At 67.8% G+C, this 25642-nt stretch carries 19 protein-coding genes; 11 read left to right on the top strand and 8 right to left on the bottom strand.

Features of this window, described 5'->3' with window-relative positions:
• Nucleotides 1-17 precede the first annotated feature (17 nt).
• The 5 genes from ACWDTD_RS15975 to ACWDTD_RS15955 form a co-directional block, all read right to left on the bottom strand.
• Nucleotides 18-1349: a lysine N(6)-hydroxylase/L-ornithine N(5)-oxygenase family protein gene (locus ACWDTD_RS15975; RefSeq protein WP_449748102.1), complete on the bottom strand. Its 1332-nt coding sequence runs from the start codon at nucleotides 1347-1349 to the stop codon at nucleotides 18-20.
• A gap of 6 nt (nucleotides 1350-1355) precedes the next feature.
• Complete coding sequence (locus ACWDTD_RS15970; RefSeq protein ID WP_449748101.1) at nucleotides 1356-2852, bottom strand: pyridoxal phosphate-dependent decarboxylase family protein; 1497 nt, start codon at nucleotides 2850-2852, stop codon at nucleotides 1356-1358.
• Complete coding sequence (locus tag ACWDTD_RS15965; RefSeq protein WP_449748100.1) at nucleotides 2849-5140, bottom strand: penicillin acylase family protein; 2292 nt, start codon at nucleotides 5138-5140, stop codon at nucleotides 2849-2851. The genes ACWDTD_RS15970 and ACWDTD_RS15965 overlap by 4 nt, the downstream gene beginning before the upstream one ends.
• On the bottom strand, nucleotides 5137-6867 hold the full coding sequence (locus tag ACWDTD_RS15960) for an IucA/IucC family protein (protein ID WP_449748154.1): 1731 nt from the start codon (nucleotides 6865-6867) through the stop codon (nucleotides 5137-5139). The genes ACWDTD_RS15965 and ACWDTD_RS15960 overlap by 4 nt, the downstream gene beginning before the upstream one ends.
• A gap of 62 nt (nucleotides 6868-6929) precedes the next feature.
• Nucleotides 6930-7496 (bottom strand): GNAT family N-acetyltransferase, encoded by a 567-nt coding sequence (locus ACWDTD_RS15955; protein WP_449748099.1) that lies wholly within the window; start codon nucleotides 7494-7496, stop codon nucleotides 6930-6932.
• Nucleotides 7497-7551: 55 nt separating this feature from the next.
• Between ACWDTD_RS15955 and mbtM the strand changes: the two genes are divergently transcribed.
• The 7 genes from mbtM (at nucleotide 7552) to ACWDTD_RS15920 (ending at nucleotide 13648) form a co-directional block, all read left to right on the top strand.
• Nucleotides 7552-9213, top strand: coding sequence for a long-chain-fatty acid--ACP ligase MbtM (gene mbtM, locus ACWDTD_RS15950; RefSeq protein WP_449748098.1), 1662 nt, complete (start codon nucleotides 7552-7554; stop codon nucleotides 9211-9213).
• A gap of 82 nt (nucleotides 9214-9295) precedes the next feature.
• A complete protein-coding gene (locus ACWDTD_RS15945) occupies nucleotides 9296-9973 on the top strand; it encodes a DUF4166 domain-containing protein (RefSeq protein ID WP_449748097.1) in 678 nt (225 codons plus the stop codon).
• Between the two features lie 45 nt (nucleotides 9974-10018).
• The gene (locus ACWDTD_RS15940) at nucleotides 10019-10459 is read left to right on the top strand and encodes an SRPBCC family protein (RefSeq protein ID WP_449748096.1); all 441 of its coding nucleotides are present in this window, start codon (nucleotides 10019-10021) and stop codon (nucleotides 10457-10459) included.
• Nucleotides 10460-10579: 120 nt separating this feature from the next.
• Nucleotides 10580-11098 carry a DUF6764 family protein gene (locus ACWDTD_RS15935; RefSeq protein ID WP_449748095.1) on the top strand — a complete coding sequence of 173 codons (519 nt, stop codon included), beginning with the start codon at nucleotides 10580-10582 and terminating at the stop codon, nucleotides 11096-11098.
• A 60-nt stretch (nucleotides 11099-11158) separates the two neighbouring features.
• The gene (ppk2, locus tag ACWDTD_RS15930) at nucleotides 11159-12106 is read left to right on the top strand and encodes a polyphosphate kinase 2 (protein WP_449748094.1); all 948 of its coding nucleotides are present in this window, start codon (nucleotides 11159-11161) and stop codon (nucleotides 12104-12106) included.
• 2 nt (nucleotides 12107-12108) lie between these two features.
• Nucleotides 12109-12918, top strand: coding sequence for a hypothetical protein (locus ACWDTD_RS15925; RefSeq protein WP_449748093.1), 810 nt, complete (start codon nucleotides 12109-12111; stop codon nucleotides 12916-12918).
• Nucleotides 12919-12967: 49 nt separating this feature from the next.
• On the top strand, nucleotides 12968-13648 hold the full coding sequence (locus ACWDTD_RS15920; RefSeq protein WP_449748153.1) for a rhomboid-like protein: 681 nt from the start codon (nucleotides 12968-12970) through the stop codon (nucleotides 13646-13648).
• Here ACWDTD_RS15920 and ACWDTD_RS15915 read toward each other — a convergent pair.
• Entirely contained in the window at nucleotides 13554-15680 is a 2127-nt protein-coding gene (locus ACWDTD_RS15915) for a prolyl oligopeptidase family serine peptidase (RefSeq protein ID WP_449748092.1), read from the bottom strand. The genes ACWDTD_RS15920 and ACWDTD_RS15915 overlap by 95 nt on opposite strands.
• A 142-nt stretch (nucleotides 15681-15822) precedes the next feature.
• Here ACWDTD_RS15915 and ACWDTD_RS15910 point away from each other — a divergent pair, with 142 nt between their 5' ends.
• A complete protein-coding gene (locus ACWDTD_RS15910) occupies nucleotides 15823-18276 on the top strand; it encodes an excinuclease ABC subunit UvrA (protein WP_449748152.1) in 2454 nt (817 codons plus the stop codon).
• Here ACWDTD_RS15910 and ACWDTD_RS15905 read toward each other — a convergent pair.
• Entirely contained in the window at nucleotides 18245-19186 is a 942-nt protein-coding gene (locus ACWDTD_RS15905; RefSeq protein WP_449748091.1) for a hypothetical protein, read from the bottom strand. The genes ACWDTD_RS15910 and ACWDTD_RS15905 overlap by 32 nt on opposite strands.
• 285 nt (nucleotides 19187-19471) lie before the next feature.
• Between ACWDTD_RS15905 and ACWDTD_RS15900 the strand changes: the two genes are divergently transcribed.
• From ACWDTD_RS15900 to lpdA, 3 genes are all read left to right on the top strand, one after another.
• Nucleotides 19472-21127: a hypothetical protein gene (locus ACWDTD_RS15900; protein ID WP_449748090.1), complete on the top strand. Its 1656-nt coding sequence runs from the start codon at nucleotides 19472-19474 to the stop codon at nucleotides 21125-21127.
• A gap of 292 nt (nucleotides 21128-21419) precedes the next feature.
• Complete coding sequence (locus ACWDTD_RS15895; RefSeq protein WP_449748089.1) at nucleotides 21420-23054, top strand: serine hydrolase; 1635 nt, start codon at nucleotides 21420-21422, stop codon at nucleotides 23052-23054.
• Nucleotides 23055-23123: 69 nt separating this feature from the next.
• Nucleotides 23124-24521 (top strand): dihydrolipoyl dehydrogenase, encoded by a 1398-nt coding sequence (gene lpdA, locus ACWDTD_RS15890; protein ID WP_449748088.1) that lies wholly within the window; start codon nucleotides 23124-23126, stop codon nucleotides 24519-24521.
• Nucleotides 24522-24948: 427 nt separating this feature from the next.
• Here the strand turns inward: lpdA and ACWDTD_RS15885 are convergent, their stop codons facing one another.
• Nucleotides 24949-25602, bottom strand: coding sequence for a class I SAM-dependent methyltransferase (locus tag ACWDTD_RS15885; RefSeq protein ID WP_449748087.1), 654 nt, complete (start codon nucleotides 25600-25602; stop codon nucleotides 24949-24951).
• Nucleotides 25603-25642 lie beyond the last annotated feature (40 nt).

Below are 25642 nucleotides of genomic sequence, written 5' to 3'. Positions count from 1 at the left end.
GCCGCCCGCGACAGCCGTCACACCAGGCTGTCGTCGACCACGTCGTCGGCGTCGTCGACGCCGAAGGTGGTGAAGGCGGTGTGCCGCGGCAGGCGGTAGGCCTCACGGCCGAGCACCGCGTTGAGGATGCGCGCGTTGCGCACCGCGCCGATGTCGAGGTTGGGCGCCGACACCCCGTGGCTGTGCAGTTCGGCATTGGCGACGAACAATCGGCCCGCCACCGCCGGGTCGGTGGTGGCGATCGAGTGATCGATCTCGACCACGGGCCGGCCGGATGCGTCGCGCCGCAGGTACGGCACCACGGGCGCGAGGAAATCGGCCCGACGATCGCGGTAACCGGTGGCCGCGATCACCAGGTCGGTCACATGGGCCAGGGGGGTTCCGGTGTCGCAGTGGCGGCCTCGCACACGCAGTTTGCCGTCGCCGAGCACGTCGACGCGCTCCACGGCCGCGCCGTTGCGCAGCTGAACCGGCCGCGGCTTGTCGGTGAGCTGCCTGCGGTAGAGCAGATCGTGCAGTCGGTCGAGGGTGTCGGTGGAGATGCCCTTGTGGAACTGCCAGTGCGTCGGGACCACCTCGTCGCGCTTGGCCTCGGGCAGGCTGTGGAAGTAGTCCATGTAGGCCGGCGTGGTCATCTCCAGCGACAGCTTGGTGAAGTCGAGCGGGGCGAACCACGGGGTACGCGTCCACCACCGCACCGCCGGGCCGCCGTCGAGGTTCTGCTCGAGCAGGTCGATGACGATCTCGGCGCCGGACTGGCCGGAGCCGATCACCGTCACCGTGTCGGCAGCGTGTGCCGCCTCCTGGTGATACAGGTACTCCGAACTATGCACCACCGCAGGCGATGTCGACGACAACTCGGCCGGGATGTGCGGCTCGGTGCCGATGCCCAGCACGATGTGACGCGCCCGGATGGTGGACGTGCCCGCAGGGGTACTGATGGCCACCGCGAAGGAATCGTCCGCCGCGTCCCAGGTCACCTCGTCCACCGTGGTGGAGAACCGCAGCGAATCCAGCCGGCCGATCGACCACTGCAGATACGCCTCGTACTCGACGCGGGTGGGAAAGAAGTCCTCGCGCACCAGGAACGGGTAGAGCCGGTCGATGTCGGCCATGTAGGCGAGAAACGACATCGGGTGCGTCGGATCGACCAGCGACACCAGGTCGGACAGAAAACTCACCTGCAGTGTGGCGTCGGGGAACATCAGTCCCGGATGCCAGCGGAATTCGTCACGTGAATCGACCACCAGCACATCGAGGTCGTCGATCGTCGATGCCAGCGCGGCAAGACCGAGGTTGAACGGTCCGCAGCCGATGGCCAGGATGTCGACGGTGTCAGTGTCCTTCATACTTCCTCATCTCGTGATGATCGTGGTATCGCCGAAGCGCGTCTGCGACGTCTCGACTTCCATTCCGACCCTGGTGATCTCGTCGAACAGCGCGTCGATGCTCTGCTCGCTGGTCTCCGGGTTGAGCAGGGTGAGCTTGAGGCACACCGTCGGCACCGCCTCCCCGCGCACCCGCACCTCGGTCCGCCCGATCAGCGCGGTGCCCGAACTGATCAGCCTGCGCCGCAGTTCGGCGTTCACCGTGTTGGAGTCCTGGCAGCGGTAGCGGAATACCACCGTGGTGAGTGTCACCGGTGCCACCATCTCCAGTTGCAACTCGGTGGCGATGCGACTCTCGGCGTATCGCGCCAGTTCGTGGCAGGTGTCGAGCATCGACCCCAGCCCGCCGCGCCCGAACGCGAGCAGTGTGGCCGCCACCTTGAGCACGTCGGGACGCCGGGTGGTCTGCAGGGTGAGCCCGAGCAGACCGCCGTAACCGGCCTCCTCGTCGTCCTCGGGGTTGAGATACGACACCGAACGGTTCAGCGACGCGAAACGACTCTCGTCGGCCAGCAGCAGCACGCTCGCCGCGGCCGGTTGCCAGCCCACCTTGTGCAGATCCAGCGTCACCGAATCCGCACGGCCGAGCCCGCCGAGCAGCGGCGCCAATCTCGACGAGAACAACGCACCGAATCCGTAGGCGGCGTCGACGTGCAGCCAGATCCCATGTCGCCGTGCGATGTCGGCGACCTCCGGCAGCGGGTCGACGGTGCCGAAATCGGTGGTGCCCGCGGTCGCCACGATCGCGACGGGTGTTTGAGAGTCCGCACGCTCACCGATGGCCGCCTCCAGCGCCTCGGGAATCATCCGGTGATCGGCGTCGACGGCCACCGGGATCACCGCCGACTCGCCCAATCCGAGTGCGGCACAGGCCCGGTTGATGGAGAAGTGAGCCACCGACGAGCAGAACACCACCGGCCGCACCAGATCTCGTACCCCCGCGCGCCGCACGTCGATTCCCCGCCGGCGGGCGGTCTCGTCGCGGGCGACGAGCATGGCGAGCAGATTGGAGTACGAGCCGCCCGGTCCGAACACGCCGCCCGACGTCTCCGGAAGCCCGGCCAGACGTGCCAGCGATGCCACTGTCCAGCGTTCCACCGCGAGGGTGGCCGGACCCGAATCATAGGTGTCCAGTGAGGCATTGGTGGCGCTGGCGAGTGCGTCGGCGATCACCGCGACGGTCAACGGCGGTGGCTGCAGGTGCGCGGCGCACAGCTGATGGGTGAGGTCGAGGCCGTAGCGGGCGATGAGGTCGCCGAGTGTGGTGAGCGCACCGGTGGCGCCCATCCCGGTCTCGGGGATCGTCGGTGCGCCGAGTTCGGCGGCGATCGCGAGCATCGTCTCGTCGGGTGTGCCCACCGGCAGCGGGTCGCCGTGATGGCTCACTGCGGTGGCCGTGGCGAGATCGGTCAGGCCCCGCCCTACCTCCGACCACCCCGACCCGGGACGCGCAAACAGGGTCATGCGATCTCCTCTGTGAACGTGAATGTGTGGACGCTGCTTGCTGTGTCGCGGATCCGGGTCCAATCGGTCACGACGTCGACGTACCCGCCGACCGCCCAGAGCGGTGCCTGGTCCTGAAAATGCGGGGTGCCGGGCGCCCCGTCGGCGCCCAGCGGCACGATCCAGCGGCTGTGGTCGCGGGTGTCGAGATCCCACACGTAGCGGGCGGTGGAACCGAGATTGCAGGTGTGTACCCCGAATCCGACGGCCGCGGCGTTCGCGAAGACGCATTCGGCGTCACCGGCCAGCGGCAGCCGGTCGGGACGTACCGCGCGGGACAACTCGGGATGACGGGCGGTGGCACCCACCAGATCGAATCCGTGTACCGGCGCCAGCGTGTGCACCTGCGACCAGGTGGGCAGTGCGGTGCCGTCGTCGATCAGCTCACCGGTGGAGTCGACGGCGTCGCGCAACACGGCGGCGACGTCGACCCCGAAGGCCGGTGCGTGCCGCATCACCGCATCGAGCGCGGCCGCCATCCGGGGCTGCGGTACGAACCACGGGTCGAAGACCGGACCGAACGGATGCGGTTGCGCGAGAGCCGAGAACGCGCAATGGCGGGTCAGTGCTGCGACGAACCGAGACCGCACCTCGGCGAACAGGTAGGCGTCGCTACTGTCGGCGGCCATCTGCCGGTCCCAACCACTCAGCCGGTCGCGGACCGCTGCGCCGCCCGCCGAGAGGCCGGTGAGCGTGTCGAGCACATCCAAGATCGTCTCCGCCGAATCAAGCCGGACGTCGCGGGAGATCCGTTCGCAGTCGTCCACCGACACCGGAGCGGTCGTGCGGAGCAACTCGTCGATCCGGTGCGCGCGGTGCGGCGCCACGCATTCGGTGGAGACCGGCTGTAGCGCTGGGCAATTCGGGATTCGCTGGTTGGCGATCACCGAATAGGTGTCGACGGTGGGATCGAAGCCGGGGTCGGGCTGGGCGTATCCGTCCCAGCGGTGCCGTGGCTCCCAGCCCGGCACCGGCAGCCAGTAGTTCTCCGCGGCGCGGCGCGGCATCGCACCGATCACGTGGTGGGTGACGGTGCCGTCGGTGTCGCCGATCACGATCCGGTTCACCGGTTCGGACCAACTACATAGTGCGGCAACCACATCGGTGGTGGTGTCGGCGTAGAGCAGATCCAGCGGCGCGTCGAACGTGATGTCGGGATCGCTGAGCATCGGGGTGCGCAGGCTCAGCGCGAACCCCTCGTCGGCGCCGCCGAACACCACGGTTCCGTTCGGTGTGTCGACGATCTCCACGGTCACCGGGTCGGCGTCGCGCACCGCGATCTCTTCGAGGCGGGTCGGCGCGGTGTCGACACCCGACGGGGTACGCACCGCCACACCGTCGTCGACGCGGCACAGTTCCTCCAGATACAGATCCTGATTGTCACCCATCGCGTTGGTGATGCCCCAGGCCACCGATCCGTTGTGGCAGAAGTGCGGCAGGCCGGGCACACCGGCGAACGCGAATCCGGCGACGTCGAAGTCGGGACAGGAGAGATGGCTTTGCAGGTAGACGCCGGGCAACTCGAGGAACCGGTGCGGATCGCCGGCGATAAGCGGGCTGCCCGATGCGCTGCGCGCCGCCGCGACGCCCCAGGCGTTCGACCCGGAAAGACCACCGCCGACCGTGCTGCCGGGAACGGCGCCGGCGCCCACCGGCTCACCACTGTCGGGTGTCCTCGCCAACCGCGCCACCACGTCGTCGATGAAGTCGCGGGTCGGCGGCGCGGGAGCGTCGGACGCCAGGTCGGGGCCCTCGAAGTTGAACAGCGACAACCCATCCGGTCCGAGGGCCGCGCACACGTGGGCGCGCCACAGCTTGGTGGTGAACCGTCCGAACAGGATGTTGTGCATGATGAACACCGAGATCGGTGTCCACGGCTGCCACGAAGCGGGCCGATGGCCCAGCGCATCGAACTCCACAGCGGTGGCCTGGCCCAGGGTGCTGTTCACCCCGTCGGCGTAGGCGCCGACGAGACGTCGGGTGCGGGGGCTCGACGCGGCCAGAACACGCCGCGCGGCGCGGTCGATCTGTGCGCGACGGGCGAAGCGATCCCACCCGAGTGTGTACCCGCCGAACGCCTCGGCCGTGCGACCCTCGGCGCGCAGCCGCATGAACTCGATCTGCCAGGCGCGGTCGAGGCCGCAGGCGCGTCCCTGTCCGAACAGGGCGGCCGCGGCCGAGCCCGCACGGATGTGCGGGATGCCCCAGCCGTCGCGGATGATCTCGTCGGTATGTGCGGTGACAGTCATGCGCGCATCGAGTCCCGGTGCGCGGCAATCGGGTTGACCAGCCGATGATCGGTGTCGACGATCGAGGAGTAGGAGTCCTCGATGTTGACCATCCGCCGGTTGTTGCCCAGCTGCAGGCGGTTCATGTGGATGGCGCCGAAGTCGGGCGCGAACAGATCCCACATCGCGAATCGGTCGGCCAGTTCGGGATGGTCGCGTTCGAACTCGAGCAGATCCTCGGCGACGATGCTCCAGAAGGTGTCGTCGGAGAGGATGCCGTGGGCGTGGAACAGTTGCGCCAGCGGCCGCAGGAAGTCGTCGAAGACGTCGGAGAGCACGCCGAGATTGCCGAGTTCGGCGGGTTCGTCGACCACTGCGCGGCGACATGATTCGGGGAGATCCACCGGATCGTCGTAGATGGACACTTCTTCGCCGATGTCCTTGAGCACCGCGCGAACCGGAATCCCGTTGGCGACGACGAGGATCAGGTTCTCCCCGTGTGGCGAGAACTTCAACCCGTGACGGTAGAGGAGGTAGGTGATCGGCCGCAGGTAGGCGCCGAGGTAGGTGCGCAGCCAGGTGGCGGCGTCGACGCCGGACTCCGCGACCAGCGCCGCCACGAACGATCCGCCGAGATGGTCGACGTGCAGCAGTGCGGCCATCGTCATCAGCCGCTCACCGTCGTCGAGGCGGGGCACCGGACTTTGGCGCCAGAGCGCGGAGAGCACCTTGCGATACTCCGAGCCCGGCCGGGTGATGGCGGTGAACGTGGGACTGCGGTAGCCGATGGCGGCCACCTCGTAGATGATCTCGAAGCCGATCGACGCCAGATACGGGTCGTCGCCCACCCGGGCCCGCACCCAGTCGTTGATGAGCGGCGTGGTGCGCATGTAGTCCGCCGACATACCGCGGGTGAAGCCCATGTTGGTGATCGACAGCGACAGTTTCACGTAGTGGCGCGACGGGTGGTCGATGTTGAACAGCGTGCGGATGGACTGCTGAGGTTGATAGCGATCGGGTGCTTCACCGAGCAGAACCAGGTCACGCGAGGCGATGTCGGCGGCGTAGAGTCGCGTGGCCTTCTCTCGCCACTGCCACGGATGGACGGGGAGATAGTGATAGTCGGCCCGGTCGAGGCCGAGGCGGTCGAGCGTCTCATCGAACCGGGTCAGGGTGTCGGCACCGAGTTCGGTGCGCAGCAGATCCTGGTAGTCGACCCCGGACATCGCGGCGACGTCGCAGTTCTCCCGTCGCGCCGCCACCCACGACAGCCGAAAGCGTTGTCCCGCTTCGGGTGCGTAGCGAGCCACGTCGTCGGCGTCGAATCCGAGACGGCCCGCATTCGCGACGATGCACGGATGCCCCTCGGTCATGGTGCGTTCGATGGTCTGGAAGTCGGCGCCCACCAGTTCGGTCGCGGTGATGCGCAGCGGATCGTCGCGGTCGGCCCCGATCGACAGGGTGTTGACGAACTCCTCGAGATACTCCGGGACGGAGTCGGGCCCGATGCCCAATGCGCTGCGCACGTCGAGAAGCAGGTCAATGGCGTTGACGGGCAATTGGTTTCCGTCCCGGATGCGCCGGATCGACGACTCGTCCACACTCCAGCTGTCGAGGGCGAGGCGCTCGGCGTCGAAGTGGTACTGCGTGGCCCCGTCGTCGGAGACGACCACGTAACCCCGACCGTCGGTGTGCTGTGGGACCAGCATGCGTTCGTGGCAGAACTCGGCGAGGATCTTGCGGGCCATCCGCAGGTGATAGACGGCCCAGAATCCGGTGCCGGCCGGTGCGTCGACGACCCCGGTGGCGGTCACGCGCGCTGCCCCGACATGAAATCGGCTCGCGCGCAATAACTCAGCCGCGCCGTCTTGTTTCCCACCGGGTAATCGCCGGCCACCCGGAAACCGACGGCGGCGTTGAGCCGGTGCACCGCGTCGTTACGCACATCGGGTTCGACGACGACGCGTTGTGCCCCCGCCTCGTCGAACGCCGCCCGCATGATGTGCCGCATCACCGCCTCGGTGAAGCCGGGCTTGCGCTGTTCGCTGTGCGCCACCAGCAGGTGCATCCCGACGTCACCGTCGGCGTGGACGTACCCGGTGCCGGGCTCGGCGAGCTCGCTGGTCATCGGATCGTAGAGTTCGAAGAGGAACTCGGGACGGTCATCGCAGTAGCCGATCCGCATCCCGTAGACCGAATCACCTGCCGCAGCACAGTTTTCGTCGATCATCGTGGCGACGTCGTCCACCGACGCATCGAGCATGTCCCAGAACCGGGCCTTGGGATGGGTCAACCATCCGTGGAGGGTTTCGGTGTCGCGGGTCGTGTCGATGCGGGTGGACTTCAGTCGATGGTCCGCCGGAACGAATGACGTCATGATGGGAAGTTAGCATAGCCTATGCTATCTACCACCACACCAGAGGAGCGCATCGATGTCGCAGAACAGTGCAGTGATCGGCGAGCAGGGAGTCCGCGACAGTCTCGCGGCCACGATCAGCGCGGCCATGCTCGCCGACCGCGGGTTCCTCTCGGTCTACGACGGTGAGACCGACGAGTGGACGAGCCTGTCCTGGCCGGAGGTGCATGCCCGGGCCGAGCAGATCGCCGCGCAACTGATCGCCGACGCGCGGTCACAGGGCCGCACGCCCGGCGCGCTCGGACTGGTCGGCGATCCCACCCACGATCTGGTGGCCGCAATCCACGGCGCGTGGCTCGCCGGTGTGGCCGTCTCCATCCTCCCGGGTCCGACGCGCGGCGCGCAGCCGGAGCGCTGGGCGCAGAGCACATCCGAACGATTCGCCCGGATCGGCGTCGACACCGTGCTGGGTGCCGGCACCGAACTCGACCTGCTGAGCAGCCATCCCGGTGCCCTGCGCATCGCGCCGGTCGGTGAGTACGCGCGCCACACCGACACCACCGGATTCCGTCCCCGGCACGTCGATCCCGATGCCGCCGCGGTGCTGCAGGGCACCGCAGGCTCCACCGGAGAACCCAAGACCGCGGTGCTGTCGGTCTCGGCGGCCCACGCCAACGCCGCCGAGATCGTCTCCCGGCGCCGCATCGCCGACGGCGACGTGGGGCTGAGCTGGCTGCCGCTCTACCACGACATGGGCCTGACCTTCGTGATGGCCGCGATGGTGAGCGGGATGCCGCTGTGGCTGGCGCCCAACTCGGCGTTCGCCGCCGCGCCGTTCCGCTGGACGCAATGGCTCTCCGAATTCGGCGTCACGGTCACTGCCGCACCGAATTTCGCCTACGACATCCTCGGCCGCTACGCCCGCCTGCTCGAGGCGGTGGACCTCTCTCGCGTGAAGTGCGCGATCAGCGGCGGCGAACCCATCGACCCCGACGCCTTCGACCGCTTTCTGCGGGAGATGAACCGCTTCGGTTTCGATCCGGCCGCGGCCGCGCCGTCCTACGGCATGGCCGAGTCGACGTGCGCGGTCACCATGCCCCGGCACGGGGAGGGCGCGCACTACGACGAGGTGACCGTCACCCTGCCCGACGCCGACACCACCGTCCGGCGCCGCTACGCGATCCTCGGTGAACCCCTGTCGGGCACGGAGATCCGCATTGTGCCGCCCAGCGTCGCGGCGCCCGAGGTCGCCGGCCGCGAGGTGGGGCAGGTGCAGATCCGCGGCCGGTCGATGATGAACGGCTACCTCGGGCGCGATCGCCTGGTGGCCGGTGAATGGTTCGACACGGGCGATCTCGGCTATCTCGTCGACGGCCGGCTGGTGATCTGCGGGCGTGCCAAGGAAGTGGTGATCGTCGCCGGCCGCAATCTGTTCCCGGTGGAGATCGAACGGGCCGCGGCGACGGTGGAGGGTGTGCGCCGCGGCGGGGTGGTCGCGATGGCCCGCGCGCAGGGGGCCACGCGTCCCGGGCTGGTGATCGTCGCCGAATATCGCGGGAGCGACGCCGAGGCGGCGCGGGCGTCGGTGGGCGCGGCGGTGGCGTCGGACTGCGGCATCGTCCCCGCCGAGGTGGTCTTCGTCGCGCCACACAGCGTCCCGCGCACCACGTCGGGCAAGGTACGTCGCCTCGAGACCGCCGAGATGCTGCGCGCCGGAAACCTGCAGCGCATCGACTGACCGGGACGGCACTTCGGTTGTGACCGATCGCATAGTAGGTTCTGCTGAGGCGGAAAGCGGACTGCGCGGGAGGTGATTCGAGGTGACGCCGGTGTACCGGGAGGCATTGGGCTCCGATTTCGATCGCCTCCACCCCAACGTGGCATGGCGCTACTCCATCGACTCGACGTCCGGAGTGGCGCAGATGGGCGCGGGGATCTTCGAGTCGGTGTACGTCTCGTCCGCGTTGCCGCCCCCCGTGACCTGGTTCTACGCCAAGCGCCATGCGTTCCCGGCGAAGTCGAGCCGGATGGTGCCGTTCACGCAGAACCACTACTGCTACCGCGACGAACTCGACCGTGAATGTCTGGCCGTGCTGCGCACGTTCTCCTACACCTCGGGTAAGCGCGCGCTGAACTCGTTGCTGGTCGCCGGACGGTCCGGCCTCGTCGACTACTTCGGCGACGGCCCCGAACTGCTGTGGCCGATCGAACCCTCGGTGACCCCCGCGGGTGAGTTGCTGCTCGAATCGGGTCCCATGCGGTGGCTGGGCCGAGGACCCAAGGTGGGCATGAAGGGCATGTTCGCCACACAGATGAAGTACATCGAGGGCTGGGACGACGAACGGCAGCGGTTCCGTTGCGACGCCACCGTCCGCAACCCGGTGTTCGGCGAGATCATCCACTTCCGCGGGTGGTTCACGGCCACCGACCTGGCCTGCACGATGCGTGACATCCCCGACGAGGCGTGGCCGCTGAACCTGATCGAACGCGAGAACTGAGGTTCGCTGCAGGGTGGCCGACGGCACACGGTAGGTTCTGAGGTCATGGCCGTCACCGCGAAAACCGAATTCGACATCGCCGCCCCTCCCGCTGTGGTGATGGAGGTGTTGATGGACATCGAGTCGCTGCCGGACTGGTCCGGCCCGCACAAGGCCGCGAAGATCGTCAGCACCCACGACGACGGCACCCCCGACGAAGCGCTCCTGACCGTCAACGCACTCGGCATCAACGACGAGCAGACGGTCAACTACACCTGGACCGAGAACACCTGCGAGTGGACGCTGAGCAAGGCGACCACCCTGTCCGAACAGGACGGGAAATACACCATCACCCCGGACGGGGACGGCTCGCACGTCGAGTTCGAACTCGTCATCGATCTGAAGATCAAGCTGCCCGGCCTCATCGTGAAACGGGGGCAGAAGATCGCCATCGACACCGCGCGTAAGGGTCTGACCGCCGAGGCCGAACGGCGCGCCAAGGGCTGATCGCCGGCGTTGCCGTTCCGTGACCTGAGAACCTGTTCCCGGGCTCACGTCGCGTCCTGCGCAGCGGGTAGGCTGACTACGCGCACGCTCGTGTCCAGTATTGCCAGGAGGCCAATCAAATTGCGTACCAAGGTTTTTCCCGCCCGTGCCATCGTCGTCGTCGGAGGCGGTGCCGGTCTGATCCTCGGCCTCGGGTTGGGTATCGGCGATGCGCATGCCTCCACCACGTGTAGCGCGGCCAACGGTCAGTCGGTGCAACGGGTCGACGGCAAGAGCGGATGTGGCGCCAAGGCCGGGCCCGGCAGCACCTCGTTCGCCGAGGACGCCAGTTCCAGCGGCACCGCGGTTGCGGTGTCCGACAACGGGGGTCGGGCCACCGCCCGAAATCTGCAGCCCGGCTCCACCGCGCTGGCCGGTGCCAACTCCGGCGGAACGGCCTACTCCGTCACCACCGGACCGGGGGCGCTGTCGGTGGCGCAGGCCCGCCGCGGCGGCACATCGGTGTCGGTGGGCGGCTGGGGCGGCCAGTCCTACTCGGGACCCCAGGGAGCGGTGTGCACCGGAGGCTTCGCCGCGGCGGCCGACTCCACCACGGGCAAGGTATGCCTGCGCTCGGGTTCGGTCGATCTGCACAACTGACCGTCGGCGAGTTCACCCCTTCGCTACCCTTCGTTCCCCGGATCCGCATATCGTTGGGTAGTGACCGAGCTACACGATCTTGAAAAAATCGGCCCAGACTTCAGCAAGCTGAATGGACGCGAAGCGCTCCAGGAGCTCGTGAATCTGCATGACACCACGCAGTTCACCGTCAACGACGACGATGACGACGATCCGGTGTTGCTGACACTGCCCGAACGCAACGTGGTGGACACCTGGCGACAGGACTATCCGTACGAGGAGCGCATGAGTCGCCGCGAGTACGAGATCACCAAACGGCGTCTGCAGATCGAGTTGCTCAAGCTGCAGAAGTGGTCGAAGCAGAACGGTCAGCGTCACCTGTTCGTGTTCGAGGGCCGCGACGCCGCGGGCAAGGGCGGCACCATCAAGCGGTTCAACGAACACCTCAATCCGCGTGGTGCGCGGACCATCGCCCTGGAGAAGCCGAGCGAACGCGAATCCACCGAGTGGTACTTCCAGCGTTACGTGCAGCACCTGCCCGCGGGCGGCGAGATGGTGTTCTTCGACCGCTCCTGGTACAACCGCGCCGGGGTGGAACGGGTGATGGGGTTCTGCACGCCGACGCAATACCAGCAGTTCATGGAGCAGACGCCGGCCTTCGAGAAGATGCTCGTCGACGACGGGATCAACCTGGTCAAGTTCTGGTTCTCGGTGACCCCCCTCGAACAGCGCACCCGGTTCGCGATCCGTCAGATCGATCCGGTGCGGCAGTGGAAACTCTCTCCGATGGACCTCGCCTCGCTGGACAAGTGGGACTCCTACACCGCCGCCAAGGAGGCGATGTTCGAGTACACCGACACCGACCACGCACCGTGGACGGTGGTCAAGAGCAACGACAAGAAACGTGCTCGCGTCAACGCGATGCGTCACGTGCTGAGCCTGTTCGACTACGACGGCAAGAATCCCGACATCGTCGGCACGCCCGACCCGCTGATCGTCGGCCGCGCACGCGACGTCGTCGGTGAGTGAGGGTGCGGACATTCTTCAGCGCACTCTTCGGGCTCATCGCGATGGTGGCCATCGTGGTGGCCGTGCCGTCGATCTGGATCACTGAACGCATCGTCGACACCGACGGGTTCACCTCGCTGATAGCGCCCGTCGCCGGCGATCAGCAGGTCAAGGACTACATGGCCTCGCAGATCACCGACCAGATCGCGTCGCAGACGTCGTTGCCCGGCACCCGCGCCCTCGTGGAGCCGCTGGCCCAGCGCTACACCGACAGCGCACAATTCCCCGCCGACTTCCTCGACGTCGTCGCCCAACAGCACGCCTGGCTGTTCGACGAGCCCACCGGCTCGTCGTCGACGATGCAGCTCGACATCACCAAGATGGTCAATCGCGTGATCGCGAGTTCGGGCATCGGTATCACCATCAACGGTCCGGTGCTCATCCCCGTCTCCGACGGCGGCACCGGATTGCAGGCCGGTAGCTATCACGACGCGGGCCGGGTGGTGACGGTCGCCGGATACACCTCGGCCGCCGTCGCGGTGGTCGCGGGCCTGCTCGCCCTGTTGATCGGACGCCGTCGCGGCACGGTGCTCGCCTGGCTCGGCGTCGGCGCGGTGCTGGCCGGTGTGACGTGCTGGGTGATCGCGATCTACTACGCGTCCTACGTCAAGGAGAGCATCTCGCCGTCGTCGAACAGCGCCAAACCGGTGGCCGACCTGGTGATCGACACCGCGTCGAATCAACTGCAGCACGTGGGACTGATCACCGGTCTCGTCGGTGCCGCAGTGGTGGTGGTGGGCGTCTTGGCGCGCCTCGTGGGCGGTCGTAGGTGACACTGGTGCGGTGACCACCTCCACTCACGGCACGCGGGCCGGTACGCGCATGCGTCGGGTCGTGCGCCGTGTCTGGGCGTGTTTGCGTGGGTCACCGTTGACGTTCGTGTGGCTGGCGGCTCTGGCGGTCACCACATCCGTGCAGCACTCGTTGTCGCCGCAGCAGCTCGACGAGACGCTCGGCAGGCGCTCGACCAACCTGGCCAATCTCGACCACAACCCCGTGCAGGTGCTGTTCTCGAGCCTGTTCTGGATCGACGGGGCGACGTGGCTGCCCTACGCGGTGGCCTTCTGCCTCTTCCACGTACCCGCCGAACGCTGGCTGGGCTCGCTGCGGTGGCTGGCGGTGGGTCTCAGTGCCCACGTGCTGGCCACCTACGTCAGCGAGGGAGTGCTCGCCCTCGCCATCCACGAGGGCGTGCGCAGCGCCGACATGGTCAACACCCAGGACGTGGGCGTCAGCTACTTTCTGGCGGGGGTGATCGGGGTGCTCACCTATCACGTCGCGCGTCCGTGGCGCTGGGTGTATCTGGCCGGCGTCGCGGTGTACTACGGGCTGCCGCTGATCACCCACATCAACTTCACCGTGCTGGGCCACGCCACCGCGGCGCTGATCGGCCTGGCCTGGTATCCGATCACCCGTGGTCGGGGTGCGCCGTGGGATCCGCGGACGCTGTGGCGTCGTCGGACAACCGCTCCCACAGGAACTCATACGCCAGCGCAGACTTGAACGCGGCCTGCTTGTTGTCGGCGGCACCACCGTGCCCGCCCTCGATGTTCTCGTAGTACGAGACGTCGTGGCCGTACTCCTCCAGACGCGCGACCAGCTTGCGGGCGTGTGCGGGGTGCACGCGGTCGTCACGGGTGGACGTGGTCACCAGGATCGGCGGGTAGCCGACGTCGCGGCGCAGATTCTGGTACGGCGAAAAGGGTTCCATGAACGCCCACTCGTCGGGATCGTCGGGGTTGCCGTACTCGGCCACCCACGACGCACCGGCGAGCAGCAGGTGATACCGGCGCATGTCGATGAGCGGCACCTGGCACACCAGGGCGCCGAACAACTCGGGATAGCGGGTGAGCATCACCCCCATCAGCAGGCCGCCGTTCGATCCGCCCTGGGCCCCCAACTGCGCCGGGGTGGTGAGTCCGCGTGCGACGAGATCGGTTGCCACACTGGAGAAGTCCTCGTACACCAGGTGCCGGCCGGCCTTTTGCGCCTGGGTGTGCCAGGACGGGCCGTACTCGCCGCCGCCACGGATGTTCGCGATGACGTAGATGCCGCCGCGTTCGATCCACGCCTGGCCGGCGACGGTGAGATAGCCCGGGGTCAGCGAGTTCTCGAATCCGCCGTACCCGTAGAGCAGTGTGGGACCGGACTCGACGTCGATGCGTCGCACCACGAAGTAGGGCACCGCGGTGCCGTCGTCGGAGGTGGCGAAATGCTGTTCGGCGGTCACCGTCGACGCGTCGAAGAACGCCGGGCTGTGTTTGATGACGGTGGTCGGCCCGCCGGAATTGCCGTGCAGCAGGCTCGGCGGCTCGGTGAACGAGGTTGCCGACCAGAACACCTCGTCGCTGTGGTCGGGGTCGGTGCCGATCACCGACACCGTCGCCATGTCGGGAATTCCCGGCTGCGGCACCGGGTTCCAGTCGCCCAGCGTGCGTACCGTCACTCGGGTGTGCACGTCGTGCAGCGTGGTGACGATCAGATGGCTGCGGGTGAAGGAGTAGTCGACGAGGCTGGTGTGCGCGTCCGGCTCGAACAGGATTCGCGTATCGCGGTTTCCGTCGAGGTATCCGGGGTAGTTGAACACCAGCAGTGTGCCGGGTGAGTAGGTGGGGCCCTCGGCGGTGGGCGCCCACGGGGAGCGGGGCAGCACGAACAGCCAGTCGTGGCGTACCGCGGAGTGTGCGTCGGTGGGGACGTCGATGAGAATGTGCTGACCGTCGCGGATCTCGGTGTCACGGATCTCATAGTCGAGGGCGTTGAAGAAGTCGGTGGAGCGGGACAGGAAATGCCGTTCGTAGCCCGGGGTGTCGTCGTAGGCCGCGCCCACCGCCACATCCGACGGTTCGCCGGTGAACACGGTGACCGCCTCCGAGAGCGGTGTTCCCCGCGACCAGCGCTTGACCACCCGCGGATACCCGGAGTCGGTCATCGATGTGTGGCCGTCGGGCTGAACACCGAAATCGGTTCCCACATAGACGGTGTCGCGGTCGATCCAGCTGATCGACGACTTGTTCTCGGGCAGGCTGAAGCCGTCGGTCACCCAGGTGCGGGTGGTGAGGTCGAATTCGCGGATCACGCTGGCGTCCGCGCCGCCGCGCGAGAGTGCGATCAGCGCGCGGTCGTAGGTGGGGCGCAGCACGCCCGCGCTTTTCCACACCCAGTTCTCGTCCTCGTCGGCGGCGAGCGCGTCGACGTCGATCAGCACATCCCATTCGGGGTTGTCGGTGACATACGACTCCAGCGTGGTTCGCCGCCACAGTCCGCGGGTGTTGGTGGCGTCACGCCAGAAGTTGTAGAGGTACTCGCCGCGTCGCCGCACATAGGGGATGCGGTCGTCGGTGTCGAGGGCCGCCAGGGTCTCCGCCTCGATGGCGGCGAAGCGGGCCGAACCGGTCAGCCGGTCCACGGTGGGCTGGTTGTGGGCGCGTACCCAGGCCAGCGCGTCGTCGCCGGTGACGTCTTCCAGCCAGAGATAGGGATCGTCGGGGGTGGGGGTCGCGGGGCGCAACGGTTCAGGAGTCGCGGAGCACATCGGTTCAGGATATGTGGTGTGGCCGGACGATAATCTGGGTGAGGTGAGCAAGGCCGACACACCGACACCCGACCGGATCGCGGTGCGTGGCGCCCGGGTGAACAATCTGCGTGGCATCGACGTCGACATCCCGCTGCGCTCGATGGTCGGCGTCGCCGGGGTGTCCGGCTCGGGCAAGTCGTCGCTCGCGCTCGGGGTGCTCTACGCCGAGGGATCGCGGCGCTACATCGAGGCGTTGTCGACCTATACCCGCCGCCGCATGTCCCAGGCGCCGCGCGCGGCGGTCGACGACGTGGAGCACGTGCCCGCCGCGCTCGCGCTGCGGCAGCGACCCGGGCCACCCGGGGTGCGCTCCACCTTCGGCACCTCCAGCGAACTCCTCAACGTGCTGCGGCTGATGTTCTCGCGGCTCGCCTCACATCTGTGCCCCAACGGGCATCACGTGCCGCCGACCATCGACGTGGCCGCCGAGCGGCCGTTCTCCTGCCCGGTGTGCGGCGCCCCCGTCGAGGCTCCCGGCGCGGAGGCGCTGGCCTTCAACTCCGGCGGCGCGTGCCCCACCTGCAGCGGCACCGGCGTGGTGCGCACCGTGAACGACGACGCGCTGGTGCCCGATCCCGGCAAAACCCTCGACGAGGGCGCGGTGGCGCCGTGGAACATGTTCGGGTTCAACGTCCAACCCGCGATCGCCCGTGAATTCGGGGTGCGCACCGACGTGCCCTGGGCCGAGCTGACCGACGCCGAGCGTGAGATCGTGCTCGACGGCCCGGAGGAGAAAAAGCACATCACGGTGACCTCGCGGAAGGGTCTGCACGACCTCGACTTCACCTTCCGCAATGCCCGGCTCACCGTCACCGAGGAACTCAAACGTGCCGACAACGAGAAGCGGCTTGCGCGGGTCAGCCGGTTTCTCACCGAGGGCACCTGCCCCACCTGCCACGGCACCCGGCTCAGCGACGCCGCGCGCGCCCCGCTGATCGAGGGACGCAATCTCGCCGAGATCACCGCACTGCCGCTCGACGACCTGCTCGCCTGGGCGCCGACGGTGCCGTCGAGCTGCCCGCCGGAGATGCAGGCGATGGCCACCGGGCTGGTGGACACCCTGTTCGGGATGGCGCGGCGCCTCGTCGAACTCGGTTTGGGTTACCTCGCGCTCGACCGCGCCTCGTCGTCGCTGTCGACGGGCGAACGCCAACGTGTGCAACTGGCGCGGGCGGTGCGCAACCGCACCACCGGGGTGCTCTATGTTCTCGACGAACCATCGATCGGGTTGCATCCCGCCAACGTCGACGGTCTGCTCGGCGTGATGAACGACCTTCTGGTCGACGGCAATTCGGTGGTGTTCGTCGACCACGACGTGCAGATCCTGCGCCGCGCGGACTGGCTGGTGGAGATCGGTCCCGGGTCGGGTACCGATGGCGGACGCGTCATCGCGCAGGGTCCAGTGGACGCGGTGGCCCACGATCCCGACTCGCTGGTGGGCGGGTTCCTGACCGGCGCGCAACCGGTGGTGGTGCGTACACCGGTGGCCGCCGGCGAGGTGTTCGCGCTGGGCGCCTTTCACCTGGAGACCGGCGCCATCCACACGGTGCGTCCCCTCACCGTCGACATCCCGCGCGGCCGCCTGGTGGCGGTGACGGGGGTGTCGGGGTCGGGCAAGACGACCCTGGTGCTCGACTCGCTGGTGCCGGCACTGGCGGCCACGCAGTCGGCTTCGGCGGCGCGCATGCCCGGTCACGTCCGGATGCTCGACACCGGTACCTCGTTGTCGGACAAGGGGATACGGGTGCACGTCGTCGATGCGACACCGATCGGCATCAACGTGCGGTCGACGGTTGCCACCTACTCCGGTGTGATGGACGATCTGCGCCGCGCATACGCCGACACCGATGCGGCGCGCGCTGCCGGGCTCACCGCGTCGGACTTTTCCTACAACACCGGATCGCTGGCGTGCCCGCGCTGCGAGGGCACCGGCGAGGTGTCGCTGGACGTGCAGTTCCTGCCCGACGTCGACATCGTGTGCCCCGACTGCGACGGCAGCCGCTACGCGCCCCGCGCCGACGAGTTCGTCCGCGACGGACTCTCGTTACCGCGGCTGCTCGGCCACACGGTGCGCGACGCCGCCGATCGGGTGGCCGGACTGCCGCGGGTGCGCAAGAAATTGACCGCACTCGACGAACTCGGCCTGGGATATCTGACGCTCGGCGAAGCCACGCCCGCGTTGTCCGGCGGGGAGGCGCAGCGCCTGAAACTGGTCAACCAGCTGCATCGTGACCAGTCCGACGCCGTGTTCGTGCTCGACGAACCGAGCGTGGGCCTGCATCCGCTCGACGTGCGGACGCTGCTGCGGGTGCTCACGCGGCTCACCGATCGCGGGGCGTCGGTGATCGTCATCGAGCACGACCTCGATGTGATCGCCAACGCCGACCACGTCATCGACATGGGGCCCGGCGGCGGCGAGCACGGTGGCCGGATCATCGCCACCGGAACACCGCAGCAGGTGGCGGGCGACCCCGAATCGGTGACCGGACGTTATCTCGCCGAGCACCTCGGTGGGGAACACGTCAGTCGGGAAACGTCTCCAGAATCCGGGTGAGCTGCGGGCTCGGGGTGATCTCGATGGTCTTGTCGACGATGTCGGTCGACGAGATCCGCGTGATGGTGTCGCCGTACCAGTGGTAGACGTTGGGCGAGATCGACCAGGCGGCATCGGAGTACGCCTCCGCAGCCAGACGTGCCATCTGGGCGATCGAGTCGATCACCGACGACGACTCGATCACGTGGGCGAGCAGGATGTTGCGGTCGGGGACCGCGAACACCACGCCGTAGGGGGCGTCGCGGGCGAACACGCGCGCGGTGAGCGTGGCCATGTTCAGCGCCTTCGACGCGGTGAACACCGACTCGCCGATCACCATCGTCACCGAGCCGTCGCCGACCGTGGCGATCTCGTCGATCTGCTCCGCGTCGGTGTTGCGCTGGCCCGCGGCGAACAGTGCGGGTAGGTCCAGTGCGAGAGCGCGGGTGCTGTCGAGGTAGGTGACGGTCTCGGGATAGTCCACACACAGCACCGCGGCGAGGTCGTCGGCGATCGGCCGGGCATAGCCGGACATGTCGATGCCGCCCATCTGCAGTGCGTCGACCGGAAGGAGTCGGGTGCGAATCTGCGCCGACAACTGTTCGGCGGTGAGGTCGGCGACCGGGGTCTGATGCTGCGCGCGGGCCATCGCACCGAAATGCTGTTCGACGATGGCGGGCCAGTCGGCCCGTGCGGAGGTGCGGCATTTGGTGACCGCGTTGTCGATGGTGATCCGTGAGCCGTCGACGGCCAACAGGTCGGCGCCGTTGCCGGCGACCACCACCTCCACACCGTTGTGCGCCAGCGCGAGCTGTGCCTGCGAGCGGATCCACGCGACGTCCGCGGCGCTCATCGCCGGGAAGAGCGCATCGGGTTCGTGCCCGCCGGGCTCGGGGTCCGGGTTGCGATCGCGGCGTCGGAAAAGGGCCATGCAGTCAACCTAGCGGGCGGGTGGGGTGGTGGGTTGGTGGTGGTGTGAGTGATCAGACAGTGGTGTGTGGGTGATTGTGCGGGTTGGGTGGGGGTGTCGGAGTATCCTGATGGTATGTGCTACCTGGTAGCGCGCAACTTAATAAGTGATGCCTGTGCTGGGCTTCTGGACTCTGTGAGGTGAGGTCAATGATGACGACACCACGGTTCACCGGTTTTGCGATGACTGCGGCGGCGATGGTGGGTATTGGTGCGGTGGTGGTGCCTGGCGCGGCGATCGGTGTTCATGATGCCGGGGTTGGCGTCGGCGTCGTCGTCGGTGGTGTATGACCGGGTGGGGTTGGCGGGGTTGGTGGGTGGTATCACGCCTCGCTCGGCGGTGACGGCGACTGGTGATGGTCGGCATGTGGTGGGGGTGGTGTCGGTGGCTGAGGTGTTGGCTGCGGTCGATGGTGTGGGTGTGTCGGGGGATGGCGGTGCGGTGGTGGCGGGGTTCGCGGCGAATGTGCGTGCCGCGGTGGAGCGGTTGACGGGGCGACCGTTTGAGGAGGTCCTCGCGGGTCTGGATTCGGGTGCTCACACGTCGCCGACGTCGACGGCGGGTGTGTCGGCGGTGAGCTACACCACGCGTGAGGGTGGTGTGGCGGTGGGTCCGTCGGTGGTTCCGGCGGCGTTGATCACGGCGACTGCGCAGGGTATTGATCTGGGGTTTTTGTTGACGGTCACCCAGGGTGATAACGGTCTTCAGGTTTACAGTCTGGGCGTGTTGTGGGTGGGTAACGGCAACGACGGTTCCAGCACGGCCGGGGAGAGTCCTGATGGTCAGGATGGTGGCTTGTTGTGGGGTAATGGCGGTAACGGGGTGACCGGTGCGGATGGGACCGGTGGTCGGGGTGGTAACGCCTGGTTTGTGGGTGTTGGCGGTGCGGGCGGTGACGGCGCCGACGGCACCGCGGCCAGCCCCAACGGTGGTGTCGGTGGTGCCGGGGGGCGTGGTGGTTTGTTGTTCGGCGGGTTCACCTTCACCGGTGCCGGCCGGTTGGTGATGCTGTACGGCAATGGTGGTGCCGGTGGTGCCGGCGGCACCGGAATGGAATTCCTCGATGGCTCCCAGGTCGGTGGTTCTGGTGGTGCCGGTGGTGCGGGGGGTAACGCGGGATTCTTCGGACTCGGTGGCGCCGGCGGCACCGGCGGCACCGGCAGCTACGGCGTCCCCTACGGTGGTGTTGGTGGTATCGGCGGGGCCGGTGGGCGTGGTGGCCTGATCATCGGCAGCGGCGGGACCGGCGGCAACGCCGGCGCCAACGCCAACTCAATCGTGGCCGGAGTGTCTGGTGGTGCCGGCGGTAACGCAGGGCTCATCGGCACCGGCGGCGGCGGCGGCACGGGCGGCGGCATAGACTACGACATCCGCGGCACCGGCGGCACCGGCGGCGCCGGCGGTCACGGCGGAGTCATCACCGGCACCGGCGGCAACGGAGGAACAGGCGGCACCGGTAGCGACAGCGGAGTACCAGGTGGTGACGGTGGTGACGGTGGTGACGGCGGGGCCGGTGGTGCCGGTGGCAGCATCGGCGGCACGGGCGGCAGTGGGGGCACCGGCGGTACGGGTGGCCATAGCGACGACGCCCGCGGTGGTGCGGGCGGCACTGGTGGTGGGGGTGGTGCTGGTGGCAGCATCGGCGGCACGGGCGGCGGTGGGGGCACCGGCGGTACGGGTGGCGATGGCTCCTTCACCGGTGGTGCGGGCGGCGCCGGTGGTGGGGGTGGTGCTGGCGGCAGCGTCGGCGGTGACGGCGGCAACGGCGGCGACGGCGGCACGGGTGGCCATGGCGGTTACGCCGTTGGTGCGGGCGGCGCCGGTGGTGGGGGTGGTGTTGGTGGTGTTCTCGGTAGTGATGGGGCTGCCGGCAGTCACGGTGCTGACGGCGGCATCGGTTAGGCACGCCGGGTGAGTTGATGTGGGCCGGTCCTGGTGGACCGGCCCACGTTGCGTTCGTGTTCGGCGAACCGCGCCGCGCAGCGGCCGGGGGCGCGCTCGCGCTCACCAGGGGTCTGATGCACTCGGTGCGGCGATCCAGTCCGGCAGTCCAATGCGAAGAGGCACTGTTCCGGCCGGCTGCGTGCGGCAGACTGCGCGAATATCGGGGTAACGGCGCGGAGGCTTGGAGCGTTCAACTACCGTCAGTGCCAGTCGGCAGGCATCTGACCTGCCTCGACGGTCAGGAACGGCAATGGACGTGACCTCGACTCACCTCCGGGCTCGACGATCGGGTATCGGTGCGGCCGCCGCGGGACTGACCGTGGTGGCCGCGCTCCTCGCCGGGTGCGCATCGTCGGATTCGACCGGTGGCAGTAGTGCATCGTCTGCGTCGGCAACCACGCCCGCCGGCAACCCGAACCAGGCGGTGGCCCAACAGCTGCCGCCCAACGCCGTCGACGATGCGGTGGGACAGCTCGACGGCCTGGTGTCGGAGATGATGGCGTCCACCAAGATTCCGGGAATGGCCGTTGCGGTGGTCGAGGGCGACACGGTGAAATATGCGAAGGGATTCGGCGTCACCGACGTCACCACCGGCGCAAAAGTCAACGCCGACACCGTGTTCCCGCTTGCCTCCATGTCCAAGCCGATCGGGTCGACGGTGTTGACCAAGCTGATCACCGACGGTCGGATCACCTGGAGCACTCCGGTTGCCGCGGGCCTGCCGGGTTTCGTCCTCGCCGACCCGTACGTGACACGGACGGTGACCGTCGGTGACATGTACGCACACCGTTCCGGGCTGCCCGACCACGCCGGGGACAAACTCGAAGACCTCGGCTACGACAGGGCCACCATTCTCCAGCGGCTCCGCTACGTGCCGCTGCAACCCTTCCGGATCACCTACGACTACACGAACTTCGGGGTCACCGCGGCCGCCGAGTCCGTCGCACACGGCGCCGGGACGGACTGGGAGACGCTGTCGGCCACGGCGCTCTACGGCCCCCTGGGCATGACGCGCACGTCGTCGCGTTTCGCCGACTTCGAGGCTCGATCCAACCGCGTCGTCGGCCACGTGATGGTCGACGGGAAGTGGGTCAAGACCCCCGAGCAGCGCGACCCGGACGCGCAGTCCCCCGCCGGCGGGGTGTCGTCGTCGGTCAACGACGTCGCCCGCTGGCTCGAGATGCTGCTGGCCGACGGGAAGGTCGGCGGGAAGCAGTTCATCAGCCCCGACGCGCTGACCCCTGCGGTGACTCCGCAGATCGTGTCGGCACCGTCGGCCGAGCCGGCCGACCGCGCCGGTTTCTACGGATACGGGTTCAATGCCGACGTCGGCAGCGGCGGTCGCACCCGCTACGGTCACGCGGGTGCCTTCGCCATGGGGGCGGGAACGAACTTCCTGGTGCTGCCCTCGGCGAATGTGGCGATCGTCGCATTGTCGAACGCCGCACCGATCGGCGCGGTCGACGCCCTGTGTGCCGAGTTCCTCGACATCGTCGAGTTCGGCAAGGTCCGGGAGGCGTGGCGGGATCTCTATGCCACGGCTTACGCGTCGATCTCGAAACCGGAGGGAAGCCTCGTCGGCCAGCATGCGCCCGCGAATCCGGCTCCGGCACAGCCACTCTCGACCTATGCCGGTACCTACGGTAACGCGTACTACGGTCCGGCGACGGTGCGCGAGTCCGGCGGGAAGCTGGTGCTGGCGATGGGGCCCGACGGACAGACGACCCGCGAACTCACCCACTGGGACGGCAACACCTTCACCTTCACGCTGAGCAACGAGAACGCCGCACCGGGATCGGTCTCCAAGGTGACCTTCGACGGTCCCCGGATGACCATCGAGTACTACGCCGACGACATCAACGACGGCGTGTTCGTGCGGCAGTGACCGAGGACGTTACCGGCGGGTACCGCAACGCTGTGCGGCCGCCCGCGCGGTGGAAGTAGGCTGGCATTTGTGGCTGAACACTTTGAAACAGTTGTCCTGGGTGCCGGTCCGGGTGGGTACGTGGCCGCGATCCGGTCCGCCCAGCTGGGCAAGAAAACCGCCGTCATCGAAGAGAAGTATTGGGGCGGTGTCTGTCTGAACGTCGGATGCATTCCGTCCAAGGCGCTGCTGCGCAACGCCGAACTGGCCCACATCTTCAACCATCAGGCCTCCACTTTCGGCATGTCCGGCGAGGTCACGTTCGACTTCGGAGCCGCCTTCGACCGCAGCCGTAAGGTGTCCGAGGGCATCGTCAAGGGCGTGCACTTCCTGATGAAGAAGAACAAGATCACCGAGATCAACGGGTACGGGGTGTTCACCGACGCCAAGACCATCGTCGTGCATGGCGAGGACGCCGATCGGGAGATCACCTTCGACAACGTCATCATCGACACCGGCTCCACCGTGAAGCTGCTGCCCGGCGTCGAACTGTCGGAGAACGTGGTGACCTACGAGACCCAGATCCTGACCCGTGAGCTGCCCGGCTCGATCGTCATCGTCGGCGCGGGCGCCATCGGCATGGAGTTCGGGTACGTGCTGGCCAACTACGGCGTCGACGTCACCATCATCGAATTCCTGCCCCGCGTGCTGCCCAACGAGGACGCCGACGTCTCCAAGGAGATCGCCAAGCAGTACAAGAAGCTGGGCGTGAAGGTACTCACCTCGACCAAGGTGCAGACCGTCAAAGACAACGGGGACAGCGTCACCGTCACCTACAAGGACGCCAAGGACAACGACGGCGAGATCACTGTCGACAAGGTGCTCATGTCGGTGGGATTTGCGCCGCGCGTCGAAGGGTTCGGGCTGGAGAAGACCGGGGTGGAGCTCACCGAACGTGGCGCCATCGCCATCGACGACTTCATGCGCACCAATGTCGAGGGCATCTACGCGATCGGCGACGTGACCGCCAAGCTGCAACTGGCCCACGTGGCCGAGGCGCAGGGCGTGGTGGCCGCGGAGACCATCTCCGGAGCCGAGACCATGACGCTCGGTGACTACCGGTTCATGCCGCGTGCCACGTTCTGCCAGCCGCAGGTGGCGTCCTTCGGGCTCACCGAGCAGCAGGCCAAGGACGAGGGCTACGACGTGAAGGTGACCACCTTCCCGTTCAGCGCCAACGGCAAGGCGCAGGGGCTCGCGGAGCCGGCCGGCTTCGCCAAGCTGGTCACCGATGCGTCGACGTTCGAACTGCTCGGCGGGCACCTCGTCGGCGACAACGTCTCCGAGATGCTCCCCGAGATGACCCTGGCCCACAAGTGGGACCTCACCGCGAAGGAACTCGCCCGCAACGTGCACACCCACCCGACGATGAGCGAGGCCCTGCAGGAGACGTTCCACGGTGCGATCGGGCACATGATCAACCTCTGACCGCACCGCCCGTCTCGCTGGTTGAGCTGCCTTCGCTGGTTGAGCTTGTCGAAACCACCTTTCGCTGGTTGAGCTGCCTTCCGCTGGTTGAGCTTGTCGAAACCACCGTCGGGTTGAGCGTGCCCACTTTCAGGTTGAGCGTGCCCTCGAAGAGTGTTCTGGGCACGCTCGACGCGGTTCTGGGCACGCTCGACGCGGTTCTGGGCACGCTCGACGCGGTTCTGGGCACGCTCGACGCGGATCTGGGCACGCTCGACGCGGTTCTGGGCACGCTCGACGCGGTTCTGGGCACGCTCGACGCGGATCTGGGCACGCTCGACGCGGATCTGGGCACGCTCGACGCGGTTCTGGGCACGCTCGACGCGGTTCTGGGCACGCTCGACGCGGTTCTGGGCACGCTCGACGCGGTTCTGGGCACGCTCGACGGTCAGGGGTCGGGGGTGCGGGCGAGGACGTATTGCCCGAGGCCGGTGACGGTCTGTTCGACGCCTACCGCCCCGGCGCGGCGGAACCGGTCGACGAGTTCGTGGTGGTCGAAGATCCGGTAGCCGAACATCGACGTCAGCGCACCAACCCCGGGCAGCGACGTGAGATCGGTTGAGGCCGAGGCGAAAACGATGATCTCCCCACCCGGGCGGGTCACGCGGACCAGTTCGTCGATCACCGGAAGCGGATCGGGGATCAGGTAGAGCGCGGCCAGGCAGGTCACCACGTCGAAGCTGTTGTCGGCCACCGGCAGCCGATGCGCGTCGGCTCGGATGTAGTGCGCGCGGCCACTCCGATTGGTGCGCACCGCCTGCGTCAGCATGGGTGCGGAGAAGTCGATTCCCACACAGCGGCCGTCCCCGGTGAGACCGTCGGCGATACCGCGCGTGTAGTTTCCGGGACCGCACGCGACGTCGAGCACGAGGCGTTCGCCGGGCCGGCAGAGATAGGCGCGTAGCGCGCGGTCGTAGTCTGCGGTGGCGCTACCGCCGAGACTAAACAGCCGCGTGAAGGTGGGCCGCCACAACCGCTCGTAGACCGCCGCGAACACCGGATTGCGCATGACGCGCAGCGTGATCGAATCGGCCCCGTCCATGGCTGCCACCGTAGACCGGGCCGACTCACGTTACCCGGAG

Source organism: Gordonia sp. NPDC003425, assembly GCF_053588635.1.
Note: the sequence above shows the minus strand (reverse complement) of the source record. Positions and strands in the feature narration are given on the sequence as shown.

Bases quoted from the DNA above. Each gene is read 5' to 3' on its own strand.
- ACWDTD_RS15975 (WP_449748102.1), bottom strand. From the start codon at position 1,349: ATGAAGGACACTGACACCGTCGACATCCTGGCCATCGGCTGCGGACCG.
- ACWDTD_RS15970 (WP_449748101.1), bottom strand. From the start codon at position 2,852: ATGACCCTGTTTGCGCGTCCCGGGTCGGGGTGGTCGGAGGTAGGGCGG.
- ACWDTD_RS15965 (WP_449748100.1), bottom strand. From the start codon at position 5,140: ATGACTGTCACCGCACATACCGACGAGATCATCCGCGACGGCTGGGGC.
- ACWDTD_RS15960 (WP_449748154.1), bottom strand. From the start codon at position 6,867: ATGGCCCGCAAGATCCTCGCCGAGTTCTGCCACGAACGCATGCTGGTC.
- ACWDTD_RS15955 (WP_449748099.1), bottom strand. From the start codon at position 7,496: ATGACGTCATTCGTTCCGGCGGACCATCGACTGAAGTCCACCCGCATC.
- mbtM (WP_449748098.1), top strand. From the start codon at position 7,552: ATGTCGCAGAACAGTGCAGTGATCGGCGAGCAGGGAGTCCGCGACAGT.
- ACWDTD_RS15940 (WP_449748096.1), top strand. From the start codon at position 10,019: ATGGCCGTCACCGCGAAAACCGAATTCGACATCGCCGCCCCTCCCGCT.
- ACWDTD_RS15920 (WP_449748153.1), top strand. From the start codon at position 12,968: ATGCGTCGGGTCGTGCGCCGTGTCTGGGCGTGTTTGCGTGGGTCACCG.
- ACWDTD_RS15915 (WP_449748092.1), bottom strand. From the start codon at position 15,680: ATGTGCTCCGCGACTCCTGAACCGTTGCGCCCCGCGACCCCCACCCCC.
- ACWDTD_RS15910 (WP_449748152.1), top strand. From the start codon at position 15,823: ATGGTCGGCGTCGCCGGGGTGTCCGGCTCGGGCAAGTCGTCGCTCGCG.
- ACWDTD_RS15905 (WP_449748091.1), bottom strand. From the start codon at position 19,186: ATGGCCCTTTTCCGACGCCGCGATCGCAACCCGGACCCCGAGCCCGGC.
- ACWDTD_RS15900 (WP_449748090.1), top strand. From the start codon at position 19,472: ATGATGCCGGGGTTGGCGTCGGCGTCGTCGTCGGTGGTGTATGACCGG.
- ACWDTD_RS15895 (WP_449748089.1), top strand. From the start codon at position 21,420: ATGGACGTGACCTCGACTCACCTCCGGGCTCGACGATCGGGTATCGGT.
- ACWDTD_RS15885 (WP_449748087.1), bottom strand. From the start codon at position 25,602: ATGGACGGGGCCGATTCGATCACGCTGCGCGTCATGCGCAATCCGGTG.